Genomic DNA, 13,702 nt, shown 5'->3' with positions numbered 1-13,702 from the left:
TCATAGGGCAAGTGTAGCCCGTGCGGATGCCGGGAGACAGGGAAAGGGCACGAAGGGTGTGGGCTCCGACGGGTGGGGCCCAAGCATCTTCTCCATCCAGACCATGTCATACCAGGTGCCGAACTTGTAGCCGCTCGCGTGGAAGCGGCCGACCATCGAATATCCCAGGTGCGCGTGGAAGTCGACGCTGTTGGTGGTCAGGTGCCCGTCGCCCGCCTCGGCCGGATAGCCGATGCAGGCGTTGAGGTTCAAGATTCCCTGCGCCCGCGATGCCGCCTCGAGGACCTGGTAGAGCGCCCCGCCCACACCGTGGTGGCGGGTCCTGCGATCAACGTAGATGGACGTCTCGGCCGACCAGTCGTAGGCGGCACGGCCCACGAAGGCGCTCGTGTAGGCATAGCCCACGGGTCTGCCCGTAGAGCTCAGCTCGGCGACCAGGTAGGGATAGCGCGCGAAGGTCGCCTCCATGCGCGAGGTGAACTCGTCCACGCTCGGGACCTGACACTCGAAGCTGATGGCGGTCTCGGTCACATAGGGGGCATAGATGGCCAGGAGGGCAGGCGCGTCCTCGATGGTCGCCATGCGGATGTCGATGTCTTCGATGCCCACGTGTGCTCCCCTACCCCGCCGGATGGATGCCGCGGAACAGTGTAGCCCCCACGAGCCGGGCCGTCGCTGCAAGCGTCCCCTCTCCCAGAGGGTACAATCGACCTGTCAAACATCCGCCCGCCCTGCGGGCACGCGCGAAAGGCACCTCATGGCCGAAGATTCCCCGCGTGGCACTGCCACGCCGTTCCTGACCCCCGCACCCTCGATGGCACCCGGCACCACCCATGCCGGCTTCGTGGTGGAGTCAGCCGACCCCCTGCCCGAGATCGACGGTAGCGCCTACGTCCTGCGCCACGTCGCCACCGGCGCACGCGCGTTGTGGCTCGCCTGCGCCGACACCAACAAGGCCTTCTCCATCGCCTTCAAGACCCCTCCCACCGACGACACCGGCGTCTTCCACATCCTCGAGCACTCGGTGCTCTGCGGGTCTGACCGCTATCCCGTGAAGGAGCCGTTCGTCAACCTGCTCAAGACGAGCATGCAGACGTTCCTGAACGCCCTCACCTTCCCCGACAAGACCATGTACCCCGTGGCCTCCACCAACGCCCAGGACCTCGAGAACCTCATGGAGGTCTACCTCGACGCCGTCTTCCATCCTGCCATCACGCACCGCCCGCGGATCTTCGAGCAGGAGGGATGGCACTACGAGCTTGCCGAGAAGGACGCCGACCTCTCGCTCAACGGCGTGGTCCTGAACGAGATGAAGGGCGCGCTCTCCGACCCCGATGATGTCATGTACCTCGAGATGAGCCGCGCCCTCTTCCCCGACACCTGCTACGCCTGCGAGTCGGGAGGGCACCCCGACACCATTCCCGACCTCACCTACGAGAAGTTCCTCGACACGCATGCCCGCCACTACCAGCCCTCCAACTCCTACGTGACCCTCTACGGCAACCTTGACGTCGACCACTTCCTGGGCCTCGTCGACGACGCCCTCCTCGGCGCGGTGCGCACGGACGTCGGCGCTCCCAACCCCCTGCAGCTGCAGGACCCCGTCACGCCGCTGACCCGCCATGTCGAGATGGCCACCTCCCCCGACAACGCTGCCGTGGGCCTGGCCTATGTCATCGGCACGAGCCATGACCCCGAGCGGGTGCTTGCCGCGGACATCCTTCTCGACGCCCTTCTCGGCTCGAACGAGGCCCCGTTGAAGCGTGCCATCCTCGACGCCCACCTCGGCGACGACGTGGTGGGCATGCTCAGCGACGGGTGCCTCCAGCCCTTCGTGTTCATCGAGCTCAAGGGAGCGCACGAGGGTGTGGGCGACGAGTTCCGCACCTTGGTGGAGTCCACCTGCGAGCGCCTCTCGCAGGAGGGCCTCGGCCATGACAACCTGGCCGCCTCCCTCGCCCAGGCCGAGTTCAACCTGCGCGAGGGTGACTATGGCTACCCGGACGGCGTGGCGCTGGCCATGAACGCCCTGAGCGGCTGGCTCTATGACGACGGTGCCTCCTGCGACTACCTGCGCTACGAGGACACCCTCGCCCACCTGCGCGAGGGCCTGGACAAGGGCCTGTTCGAGCACCTCCTCGCCGAACTGGTCTGCCAGAGCGACCACCATGCTCAGGTCGAGCTCGAACCCATCGCCAAGGAGAAGGACAACCCCGAGGCGACGCGCCTGGCCTCCGCGCGTGCCGCCATGGACGATGCCGACGTCGAGGCCTGCGTGGCCGAGACGGCTGCCCTCCATGCCGAGCAGTCCGCACCCGACTCGCCCGAGGCCCTCGCCACCCTCCCACGCCTCACCGTGGCTGACATCGGCGATGTCGCACCGGAGCCTGCCTGCACGCCTGAGCAGGGCACCCCGGTGCCGAGCCACGCGCACGACATACCCACGCACCACATCGACTACGCCTACCTCTACTTCGACCTGTCGTGCCTGCACTGGGCCGAGCTGCCCTACGTGAGCGTGCTCACGAGCCTCCTGGGCCAGCTCGACACCAAGGTCCACACGGCCGAGCAGCTCGACACCCTGGTCGAGACCGACCTCGGCAACCTCGACTTCTTCTGCGAGACGTACGGCGACGACGCCGACCCCACGGTCGCCCGCCCGCGCCTCGTGGTCTCGGCAAGCGCGCTGTCCGAGAACGTGGATGCCCTGGCGACCCTCCCTGCAGAGGTCTGGGGCAAGACGCTCTTTTCCGACAAGGAGCGCATCCGTGCCATCCTGACCCAGCGCCGCATCGCCCTCGAGCAGGGATTCGTCTCGGCAGGGCACACGGCGGCCCTCTCACGCGTGGCCTCCTACACGAGTGCGCCCGCACGCGTTGCCCAGCAGATGGGCGGCGTGGACTACTACCGCTTCCTCAAGCGGCTCCTCGCGAACTTCGACGAGCGCTTCCAGGGCCTCACCGAGATCTGCTACAACATCTGCGGCCGCGTCTTCTGCACGGATGGGGCCGAGGCGAGCCTCACCGGCACGCCCGAGGACCGCGCCCGCTACTGGAAGGCCGCCGGCGACCTCGGACTCGACGACGAGCACCATCCGTTCGACGTCCTCGAGGTCCCACCTGCCACGTCCACCAGCGAGGCCTTCGTGGTCCCGTCCGACGTCTGCTACGTGGGCGAGGGCATGGACGCGAGCGCCCTCGGCGAGACGATCAGCGGCCCCTGGCTCGTGGCGGGACGTGCGCTCTCGTTCGACTACCTTTGGAACGAGGTACGTGTGCTGGGCGGCGCCTACGGCTGCGGCTTCAGGTGCACGCCCCTCTCGCAGCTGCAGTTCTACTCGTACCGTGACCCCGCCGTCGACCCCACGATCGCACGGTTCGAGGGAGCCTCCGCATGGCTCGCCTCCTGGGAGCCCACCACCTCGGAGCTCGATGGCTACGTGGTCTCGGCCGTGGCAGGCCACGACGCACCGGTGAAGCCGCGTGCCCTCGCCAGGAGGCAGGACTCGCTGCGGCTCTCGGGACGCACACCCCAATGGCGCTCCCAGATCAGGCAGGGGCTCCTCGACTGCACGGCCGACGACGTACGCAAGCTCGCCGGGCCGCTGTCGCAGCTGCCCGAACACCGCGGCACCTGCGTCTTCGGCGGTCGCGACGTCATCGCCGCCTCCTCGGCCGACCTCGACGTGCAGGAGCTCGTGGACGATGGGCGCAGCCAGTCCGGGGGGCAGGCATAGTGGCAGACGACACCAAGCCTGGCATCCGCATCCTCGACTACTTCGGCTCCATCATGGACGGCATCGACGAGGACGACCCTGACACCGCCCGCTTCTGGCTGACCATGGCCTTCCAGTTCAAGCGGTTCCAGGTGCGCCATCTCCCCGAGCGCTGCAAGCTCCCGAGCGGTCGCATCGGCGCGCGCATCGCCATCGAGGCCGTGACCGACGCCCTGGAGGACGCCGACGACTCCGTCATCACCTCGATCTTCCTGCCCAACGAGATCTTCATGGCCATGGGGCTCAAGCCTGTCATGGCGGAGGCCATCTCGGACTTCTTCACCGGGGCACGCTCCGAGCAGGGCTTCGTGAAGGCGGCCGAGCAGCGCGGCGTCCCCGAGACGTACTGCTCGTACCACAAGATCCTCATCGGGGCCGCCGAGACCGGCGTGCTCCAGGCGCCCAGGCTCATCGCGAACTGCTCCGTGGCCTGCGACGCGAACAACATCACGTTCAAGTGGCTCGCCAAGACGCTCGGCACCGAGCATTACTACCTCGATGTGCCGTTCGAGGCCGGGGACGGGTCGGTCCCCTACGTGGCCGACCAGCTCCGCGAGATGGCGGCACTTGCCGAGGACCGCTTTGGTCGCAAGCTCGACCGCGAGCTCCTCTCGCAGTACGTGGCCCGCACGCAGGCGACGCTCGATGCCATGGTGCGGACGCTTCCCCTGCGCCATGGACGCTTCCTCCACAACGACATGGGCCTCGAGATGCAGGAGGCCCTGGCGCTCCACCTCATGCTGGGTCACCCCCAGACCGAGCGCATGGCCCACCAGATGGAGGAGGACCTCGTCTCGGCCGAGCCCTACGAGGGTCTCAACCTGGTCTGGGCCCATTCCACGCCGTACTTCTCGGTGCCGCTCCAGAAGGTGCTGGACGACTCACCCGTGGCACAGATCGTCGCCTCGGACATGTGCTTCAACCAGGTCTCCTTCGACGGTTGGCGCTACGGTCCCGAGCGACCCTTCGAGGCCATGGCCGAGCGGCTGCTCCGCAACTCGTTCAACGGCCCGGGCGAGCGTCGCATCGACCGGGTGCGCGAGCTCTGCGAGCGCACCCAGGCCGACGGCGCCGTGGTCTTCTGCCATTGGGGCTGCAAGGAGACCTTGGGCGTCTCGCAGCTCATGCGCCGAGAGCTGGAGGACGCGGGCTTCCCCACCCTCGTGCTCGACGGCGACGGCTGCGACCGCTCGAACTGCCCCGAGGGCCAGATCGCCACGCGCATGGGGGCCTTCCTCGAGATGCTCCGCGCACGCAAGGACGAGGAGGCATCCCGATGACCGAGAAGGACATCCCGGCCGACGTGACCACGGCACCTGCGACGACCTCCGACGACCGCGTGGTCTACTATCCCTGCAAGTACGTGCCCGCCGAGCTCCTGGCCGGCTTCGGGGCCACCTGCCGACCGGTCGCCTATGAGGCCACCTCCTTCGAGGAGGCAGACCGCCTGGCCCATCCCAACCTCTGCGGCTACGGCAAGTCGCTCCTCTCGTTCGCCATGCAGCCGGACGTGCATGCCCTCGTGCTCACGAGCTGCTGTGACGTCATCAGGCGCATCTACGACGTCCTCGCGGCGTCGGACGAGCTCGACTTCCTCTTCCTCGTGGACTTGCCCCACAAGCGTGGGCCCATCGAGGCGAGGCGCTTCCGCGACGAGCTCGCCCGCCTGGCCGACGCCTATGCGGCCTATACCGGCTGCGAGTTCGATGCCGGCGCAGCCGTGGCCTCGTTCCCGCCCAAGCCGCGCCGCCGGGACGAGCACATCTCCGTCGTGGGCGCCCATGCCTCGGCGTCGCTCCTCGACACGTGCGGCGCACAGGTGTCGCTCCCGCTCGAGAACCTCACCTGCACGGGCGCACGCCTCATGGAGACGCCCCCTCCCGAGCTGGGCCGCGCGCCGCGCACCGGAACCTGCGACTACTGCATGGACGAGCAGGCAGCCGATGACACCACCGCCGGCGCCACCCCTCCGGAGGCGGCGCCCCTCGACGCCTTCCTCGACTGGTACGCCCCGGTACTCCTGGGCCAGCTCCCCTGCATGCGCATGGATGACATCTCGGGCAGACGCTCGCTCATAGGCGCCACAGGCCAGGATGGCATCATCTATCACACCATGAAGTTCTGCGACTACTACGGCTTCGAGTACCTCGAGGCCGCCAAGGAGGCTCACACGCCGATGCTCAAGATCGAGACCGACGGCACCCGTGCAAGCGCTGGCCAGCTGCGCACCCGCCTGCGCGCCTTTGACGAGACCCTGCACGGCGTGGCAGACAAGGGCCGCGCAGCCCTCAAGCGCACGGGCGACGGCCAGACCTACGTGTTGGGCGTCGACTCAGGATCGACCTCGACCGACGCCGTCATCATGGACATCGGCGAGGACGGCGAGCCCGAGCTCGTGGCAAGCGTCATCGTGGCCACCGGCGCCAAGGCCACCGCAGGGGCTTCCAAGGCCATCGCGGCCGTCCTGGAGCAGGCGCACCTCTCGCGCGGCGACATGGCCGTGAGCGTGGCCACCGGCTACGGACGCGACGCCATCCCCAACATGGACACCACCATCACCGAGATCACCTGCCATGCCGCAGGTGCCCACTTCCTCGACCCCTCGGCCCTGACCATCGTGGACATCGGCGGCCAGGACTCGAAGGTCATCCACCTCTCTGACACGGGCGCCGTGGTGAACTTCGTCATGAACGACAAGTGCGCCGCAGGCACCGGCCGCTTCCTCGAGATGATGGCCACGACCCTCGAGATGCCGCTCGACGGGTTCTGCGCGGCGGGACTCGACTGGAAGCACGAGGTGCGCATCTCGAACATGTGCACCGTGTTCGCCACGAGCGAGGTCGTCTCGCTCGTGGCCGACGACACCCCGGTGCCTGACATCGTGCACGGACTCGATGTCGCCGTGGCCACCAAGACGGCGGCGCTCGCCAAGCGCGTGAAGGCCGAGCCACCCTACCTCATGACGGGTGGCGTGGCCAACAACGAGGGCGTGGTCCGAGCCCTGTCCGAGGTGCTGGGCAGCGAGGTGTCGACGCACGAGGACTCGCAGCTCTGCGGGGCCATCGGTGCGGCGCTCCTGGGCCTGGAGTCCCTCGGCGAGAAGGACTAGCCAAGGGTTGCCCGAAGGGGCGGGGACCTACGCCCCCGCCCTCACAGCAGCTCCCCGAAGTGCCTCACATAGAGACGCTTCACCACCGTGACGAGCACCATGTAGCAGCACACGATGAGGACGAGCCATCCGTAGTAGGACGCCGGCAGCGGGCAGAATCCCAAGGATGTGCCCACCGGCGTGTACGGGATGACCGTTGCCACCACGATGCCGACAAGGCCCAGCAGCGTGAGCGGCGCCGAGGCGCGACTCTCCACGAAGGGCACCTTGGGCGTGCGAATCATATGCACCACGAGGGTCTGCGTGCACATGCTCTCGACGAACCACCCCGCCTGGAACGTCCCCACGAAGAGGAGGCTCAGGGACGGGTCACCCGCGACCTGCGCCCAGGAGCCGCCGCACACCGCCGGGCACACCACGAAGAACAGCACCAGGTATGTCATGATGTCGAAGACCGAGCTCGTGGGACCGATCCAACGCATGAACGAGCCGATGGACCCCACGTCCCATGCGCGGGGTCGCGCCAGGTACTCGGCGTCCACGTTGTCCCAGGGGATGGCCGAGCAGGACACGTCATAGATGAGGTTCAGCAGCAGCAGGTGCACGGCCGCCATGGGCAGGAACGGCAGGAACGCGCTCGCCACCAGCACCGAGAAGATGTTCCCGAAGTTGGAGCTCGCGGTCATCTTGATGTACTTGATCATGTTGGCATAGGTGCGCCGGCCCTCCACGATGCCCCGCTCGAGCACCATGAGGTCCTTCTCGAGCAGGATGATGTCGGCCGTCTCCTTGGCCACGTCCACGGCCGAGTCGACCGAGATCCCGCAGTCGCTCTCGCGCATCGCGGCCGCGTCGTTCACGCCGTCGCCCATGTATCCGACCGAATGCCCGAGGCCACGCAGCGCATGGACCACGCGCGCCTTCTGGTCGGGCGAGAGCTTGGCGAAGACCGTGACCTCCCTGACCCGCTGGGCGAGCTGCTCGTCGGTGAGGGCATCGACGTCGGTCCCCTGGAGGACGTCGTCGGCAGGGATGCCGATCGCACGACAGACGTGGCAGGCCACGCGGGCGGAATCGCCGGTGAGCACCTTGGTAGCCACGCCATGGGCCGAGAGTGCCGCGATGGCGTCGGCGGCGCTCGCCTTGGGCGGGTCGAGGAATGCCAGGTAGCCGATCAGGCACATGTCCCTCTCGTCATCGTTGGTGAGCGTGCCCGCACCCGCCGGCTCGTCCTTGCGGGCGACGCCGAGCACGCGCATCCCCTCGTCGGCCAGGCTGGATGCATGCCTCATCACGATGTCGACCATGTCCTTGGTGAGCGGGCGCACCTTCCCCTCGTACTCCACGGTGGAGCAGACGGCGAGCACCTCCTCCACGGCCCCCTTGGTGATCATGCGGGTATGCCCGTCCCGGTCGCCCACGACGACGCTCACGCGGCGGCGGTCGAAGTCGAAGGGCAGCTCGTCGATGCGGTAGTAGGTCGCCGAGAGGTCGTCGGCCGTAGGCGCGTCGCCATCACGCGTGCCCTCCTCGCAGGCACGCGTGATGATGGCGGAGTCGATGAGGTTGCGCAGGCCCGTCTCGAAGAAGCTGTTGAGGAACGCATAGCGCAGGACGCGCGGGTCGTCGTGACCAGCCACGTCGAGGTGGCGCTCGAGGACCACGCGGTCCTCGGTGAGGGTTCCGGTCTTGTCGGTGCAGAGCACGTCGATCGAGCCCAGGTTCTGGATGGCGTCGAGCTTCTTCACGATGACCTTGTCATGGCTGAGGTCGACGGCCCCCTTGGCCAGGCAGCTCGTCACGAGCATGGGCAGCATCTCGGGCGTGAGGCCCACCGCCACCGAGAGGGCGAAGAGCAGGGCGTCGAGCCAGCTGCCCTTGGTGACGCCGTTGATCACGAAGACGATGGGCGCCATCACGAGCATGAAGCGGATGAGCAGGCGCGAGACGGACGCGATGCCTGCATCGAAGGCCGTCTTCTGGGGACGGGTGGTGAGCATGTTGGTCATCTCGCCGAAGAGGGTGCCCGACCCGCAGCTCACGACCACACCCGCCGCGCCTCCCGAGACGACGGTGCATCCCATGAAGACGAGGTCATCGAGGTCGGTGATGGCCGCCGTCCGGGCATCTGCCGTGAGGTGGCTCCCACGCTCCTGGGGGGCGGACTCGCCCGTGAGCGAGGACTGCGCCACGAACAGGTCCTTGGCCGCGACGAGCCTGAGGTCAGCCGGGACCATGTCGCCGGCCGAGAGGTGCACCACGTCCCCTACCACGAGCTGGTCGAGCGGGATCTCCTTGCGGTCGCCACCCGCGCGCTCGCAGTCGCAGGTGTTCGAGATCATCGAGGCCAAGGCTGCCGCGGCATCGCCGCTCTTGGACTCCTGCACGAAGCGCAGGATGCCCGAGAGCGCGACCATCGTGAGGATGATGATCGTGGTGGAGGGATTACGGTCTGCCGGCGCGACGAGGACCACGTCCGTCATGAGCGAGACGAAGGCCAACACCACGAGGATGCCGGTGAACGGGTCCACGAACGAGAGGACGAGCCGCTTGATGGCGGGGTCGCGCTTGGCATGGGTGACCGAGTTGGCGCCATGTGCCGCACGCGACGCCGTGACCTGGTCGGAGGTGAGGCCGCCGGGGGCGCTGCCGAGCTCGCGGTAGACCTCCGCGACGTCGATCTGGGCAAGATGGCGCAGACGGTCACGGTCTATGGAGCGCTGCTCCGTGATGGGACGAAGGGACATGGTCCACCTCGCTTCTCCCAGGGATGCCGGCCCACCGGGCTGGCTGGGACCATCTGGCTGGAGGTACGACCGTAGCCGCTCCCCTGGTCAGACGAGGCGGGCGCGCTGCTCCCTGTTCGCAGGCGCCGCTCCCGTGACATGGCAGGGATCGCACGGTCGGGCGTGGCTGTCTCTCATGGGTGGCACCTCCTTGGGATCGGGGCCGTGGGCCCGCTGGAACGCTCAAGCCGCATCACCGCTCCGGATGACATCGACCTGTGGATTGTGTACCCGCTCGTATGGGTTGTCAACACATGTCACGGGCAGGGCTGGGCGTCAGGCGCGAGGGACCCGGCGTCAGGACAGCTTGATTTGCTCGGGATAGGCCCACTTCTCAAGCTCCTCGGCAGGCAGGGACTCAGGCTCGGCCCCGCCTGCGGCCGTGAGGGCGAGATAGTAGATCTCTGCGACCTCCTCCAGGTAGCAGGCCTTGAGATAGGCCCCAGCGATGTCGGTCTCATCGAGCGCGACGGCACCATGGCTCCTGAGCAGGAAGGTGTCATTCTCGGTCGCAGGGGCTGCGATCGAGTCGGCCAGGGCCTGCGTACCCGGACGGCCGTACGGTGCCACCGGGACGACGCCCTGTGCGCAGCCGAGGTAGGAGTGCTCATAGACCACGGCAGGAATGGGACGGCCCAGCACGGCGAAGGTGGTGGCATACGTCGAGTGGGTATGGGCGATGGCGACCACGTCCGGTCGTACCTCGTAGGCCTTGAGGTGCATGAGCAGCTCACTCGTAGGACGCAGGCCATGGGCGCTCTCGACCACACGGGCCCCGGCATCGCATACCACCATGTCGTCCACCGCGAGCGCCTCGCGGTCCACGCCGCTGGGCGTGATCACCACGAGGCCGGTCTCGGGGTCACGCTGCGAGAAGTTGCCCGACTTATGCTTGCAGAGGCCTTCCGCCTGGGCACGCTTGGCGACGTTCATGACCTGAAGCTTGAGGTCCTCGAGCATGGGGGTCCTTTCCGGAGGATATGGCAGGGCCGCACGAGGCGGTCGGTCTCATCCTAGGATAGTCCCTCTGGCCCGGCGGCTGGAGGGGGTGGTCCCTAAGGCCACGAAAGCCGACCGACAGAGGATGTGCGAAACCGGGGCCCGATTCCTGATGAGAATTGCGGTTGCGCGAAACTTGGGAACGAGCCCCAGAACGTCACCTGCAAACCAGCTGTTCAGCGGCACGAATCCGGGTGCCGATTCGACGACCGCCCCGCGAGCGCCACAGAACTTCGCGCAACCGCCGATTCGCTCAGGATATCGGCACCCATTTCACACGCCAGCGGGGTTCCATGGACTCACCGAGGCAGAGGCGTCTCCCCAACCCAGGCATCGCACGCCTGCTGGGACTCCCCCGCCGCCAGGCGTGCGGCCCAGATGGGGCAGAAGTCCCCTCTTCTCGTAGAGGCGCAGGGTCGATGCAGGAACCCCCAGCTCGGATGCAGCGCCACCGCTGGCATAGAAGGTCCCCCGTGGTCCCTCGTCCCCTCCGCCAGAACTCTTCCCAAGGGGGGCATCGACCTAAACCGTGGTTCAAGGTCGAGAATCTTCTCGAAGGCGAGCGACGGACGAGAGGGACCACCTCGAGAAGGACTGACCACGGGCGGGGCTCACGGACCATGGGCGGTGCGTCACCCACGCATCCGACGGGGGAATCTGCCATGATGGGCCGTGCATGCATCGTCCCACAGGGAAGGTAGCCTTACCATGACCAAGCCTGCAGACAAGGCCCGTAACCCGAAGACGCTCCTCGTCGCCGTCTCGGTCGCCATCATCCTGGTGGGCGTCCTCGAGCTGTTCGCCTCGGTGCTGGGGGGAATCCTCGTCATAGGCATCGGCGCCGTCTGCCTGATAGCCACCTTGCGCAAGGACCCCTCGACGGGTGCCGTCGCTGCGGAGAGGCCGCTGCCAGCAGGTAAGCACGCCGCGACCGAGGACGATGCCCAGGGCCGATAGGCAGCGACCGCCGCAAGCGCCTCGCCTGGGACCCGTGGTCGTCCCCTACCGCTCCGCCGCGATCGCAGCCATCTGCCTGCGTGCCAGGTCCATCCGGGCGTCCACGTCGATGCCGACCACGTCGAGCAGCTCCGCCGCCACAAGGTGCGTCCTGGGGATGCCGAACATGTGGGCCATCCCGCGGACGTAGTCATAGCCGTAGTCGGCCTCGCCGATGGTCCCGCCGCAGGTGGTGATATAGGTGAGCTCATGTGCCCGGCATCTGCCCACGCACTCGCCCCTCTCGGTGTAGTCGAAGGTGATCCCGCACACGCTCGCGCGCTCGAGGTAGACCTTGAGCGCCGAGGGGAACGAGAGGTCCCAGTACGGAGCGCCCACGACCACCTCGTCTGCTGCGGCGAGCTGATGGGCCAGGTCGAAGATGGGGTCATCCCAGGTCGCAGAGGCAATGAGGTCGGAGCGTTGGGCCACGGTCGGCCCATCGAGCGGGACGAGCGCCAGCGCCGCGAGGTCGACCTCCTCCACGTCCGAGGTACCTGCGAGGTACTCCCTGCAGAGCCCGAGCGTGCGCGACTCCCGGCCACGCAGACAAGCGTTCACGAACAACGTTGACATGGGACCTCCCCCTGACGCCCGTTTGACCAGTTGGTACCCGTTACGCACCTGACCCTCCTCGTGATTCTGCGTTGAGCGCACATCCCATACGGCGTAAGATTACCCAGACCGCACCGGACATAAGGGGAGACATATATGAAGGACGACACGCTCTGCCTGCACGCTGGTTACAAGCCCAAGAACTCCGAGCCGGGCGTCTGCCCCATCGTCCAGAGCACCACCTACGTCTTCGACACGACCGAGGAGGTGGCCGCCGTCTTCGACGACCCCACCAAGGCCCTCATCTACTCCCGCTTCGGCAACCCCACCGTCATGGCCGTCGAGGACAAGATCGCTGCTCTCGAGGGCGGTATCGGTGCCATGTGCACCACGTCCGGCCAGGCTGCCTCGCTCCTCTCGGTGCTGAACATCTGCCAGGCAGGAGACTCGATCGTCTCCACGACCGAGATCTATGGCGGCACCCTGAACCTCTTCGCCTTCACGCTCAAGAAGCTCGGCATCGAGTGCATCTTCGTGAAGGAGGACTGGACCGACGAGCAGATCGACGCAGCCTTCAAGCCCAACACCAAGCTCGTCTTCGGCGAGACGATCGCCAACCCGTCGCTCACCGTCTTCGACATCGAGCGCTTCGCGAACATCGCCCATGCCCATAACGTCCCCCTCATCATGGACAACACGTTCGCCACGCCCATCCTGTGCAAGCCGTTCCAGTTCGGTGCCGACATCGTGATCCACTCCACCACCAAGTACATGGATGGCCATGCCGTGCAGGTAGGCGGCGTCATCGTCGACTCCGGCAAGTTCGACTGGACGAGCGGCAACTTCCCCGAGCTCACCGAGCCTGACGAGTCCTACCACGGCGTCGTCTACACCAAGGACTACGGCAAGGCAGCCTACATCATCAAGGCCCGCATGCAGCTCATGCGCGACTTCGGCATGTACCCGGCCGCGCACTCCGCCTTCCTGCTCAACCTCTCGCTCGAGACGCTCGCCGTCCGCATGCGTCAGTACTGCGCCAACGCCATGAAGGTGGCCGAGTTCCTGAAGGACCAGCCCCAGATCGCCCACATCACCTATCCCGGCCTTCCCGATGACGTCAACCACGCCAAGGCCGAGAAGTACCTCAAGGGCGCGAGCGGCGTCATCTCGATGGACATCCGTGGCGGCAAGGACAATGCCATCAAGTTCATGAACGCGCTCGACCTCGCCTCCAACGAGGTGCACGTGGCAGACATCCGTACCTGCGTCCTGCATCCCGCCAGCGAGACCCATCGTCAGCTCACCGATGAGCAGCTCGCGGCAGCCGGCATCGACCCGGGCATGGTGCGCCTCTCCGTGGGCCTCGAGGACGTGGACGACATCATCGCCGACCTCAAGCAGGCGCTCGCCGCCATCGACTAGGGCCAGCACCGACAGGGAAGCGACCCATGAGGGCCTCGTCGCACATGGCGAGGCCCTTCG

At 67.1% G+C, this 13,702-nt stretch carries 9 protein-coding genes; 5 read left to right on the top strand and 4 right to left on the bottom strand.

The genetic code is table 11. The annotated features are described in order from the left end of the window. Complete coding sequence (locus LKE50_03680; protein ID MCH3967711.1) at window positions 1–609, bottom strand: GNAT family N-acetyltransferase; 609 nt, start codon at window positions 607–609, stop codon at window positions 1–3. Window positions 610–757: 148 nt separating this feature from the next. On the opposite strand from LKE50_03680, the gene LKE50_03675 reads away from it, so the two are divergent. From LKE50_03675 to LKE50_03665, 3 genes are read left to right on the top strand one after another with little or no spacing between them, the layout of a single operon-like run. Continuing rightward, entirely contained in the window at window positions 758–3,736 is a 2,979-nt protein-coding gene (locus LKE50_03675) for an insulinase family protein (GenBank protein ID MCH3967710.1), read from the top strand. Continuing rightward, window positions 3,736–5,055: a 2-hydroxyacyl-CoA dehydratase family protein gene (locus tag LKE50_03670; GenBank protein MCH3967709.1), complete on the top strand. Its 1,320-nt coding sequence runs from the start codon at window positions 3,736–3,738 to the stop codon at window positions 5,053–5,055. The genes LKE50_03675 and LKE50_03670 overlap by 1 nt, the downstream gene beginning before the upstream one ends. Further along, complete coding sequence (locus tag LKE50_03665; protein MCH3967708.1) at window positions 5,052–6,884, top strand: acyl-CoA dehydratase activase; 1,833 nt, start codon at window positions 5,052–5,054, stop codon at window positions 6,882–6,884. Before LKE50_03670 ends, LKE50_03665 begins: the two co-directional genes overlap by 4 nt. A 41-nt stretch (window positions 6,885–6,925) precedes the next feature. Here the strand turns inward: LKE50_03665 and mgtA are convergent, their stop codons facing one another. Together mgtA and LKE50_03655 are read right to left on the bottom strand one after the other, a co-directional pair. Then, complete coding sequence (gene mgtA, locus LKE50_03660; protein ID MCH3967707.1) at window positions 6,926–9,631, bottom strand: magnesium-translocating P-type ATPase; 2,706 nt, start codon at window positions 9,629–9,631, stop codon at window positions 6,926–6,928. A 336-nt stretch (window positions 9,632–9,967) separates the two neighbouring features. After that, window positions 9,968–10,630 (bottom strand): class II aldolase/adducin family protein, encoded by a 663-nt coding sequence (locus LKE50_03655; protein MCH3967706.1) that lies wholly within the window; start codon window positions 10,628–10,630, stop codon window positions 9,968–9,970. A gap of 747 nt (window positions 10,631–11,377) precedes the next feature. Here LKE50_03655 and LKE50_03650 point away from each other — a divergent pair. Beyond that, window positions 11,378–11,626, top strand: coding sequence for a hypothetical protein (locus LKE50_03650; GenBank protein ID MCH3967705.1), 249 nt, complete (start codon window positions 11,378–11,380; stop codon window positions 11,624–11,626). A gap of 45 nt (window positions 11,627–11,671) precedes the next feature. On the opposite strand, the gene LKE50_03645 is transcribed toward LKE50_03650, so the two are convergent. After that, complete coding sequence (locus LKE50_03645; GenBank protein MCH3967704.1) at window positions 11,672–12,241, bottom strand: NAD(P)H-dependent oxidoreductase; 570 nt, start codon at window positions 12,239–12,241, stop codon at window positions 11,672–11,674. A 135-nt stretch (window positions 12,242–12,376) separates the two neighbouring features. Between LKE50_03645 and LKE50_03640 the strand changes: the two genes are divergently transcribed. Continuing rightward, window positions 12,377–13,642, top strand: coding sequence for an O-acetylhomoserine aminocarboxypropyltransferase/cysteine synthase (locus LKE50_03640; GenBank protein MCH3967703.1), 1,266 nt, complete (start codon window positions 12,377–12,379; stop codon window positions 13,640–13,642). Window positions 13,643–13,702 lie beyond the last annotated feature (60 nt).

It is taken from the genome of Atopobiaceae bacterium (assembly GCA_022483015.1).
Lineage (GTDB): Bacteria > Actinomycetota > Coriobacteriia > Coriobacteriales > Atopobiaceae > JALCUE01.
This window is presented reverse-complemented; position numbering and strand designations above follow the sequence as displayed.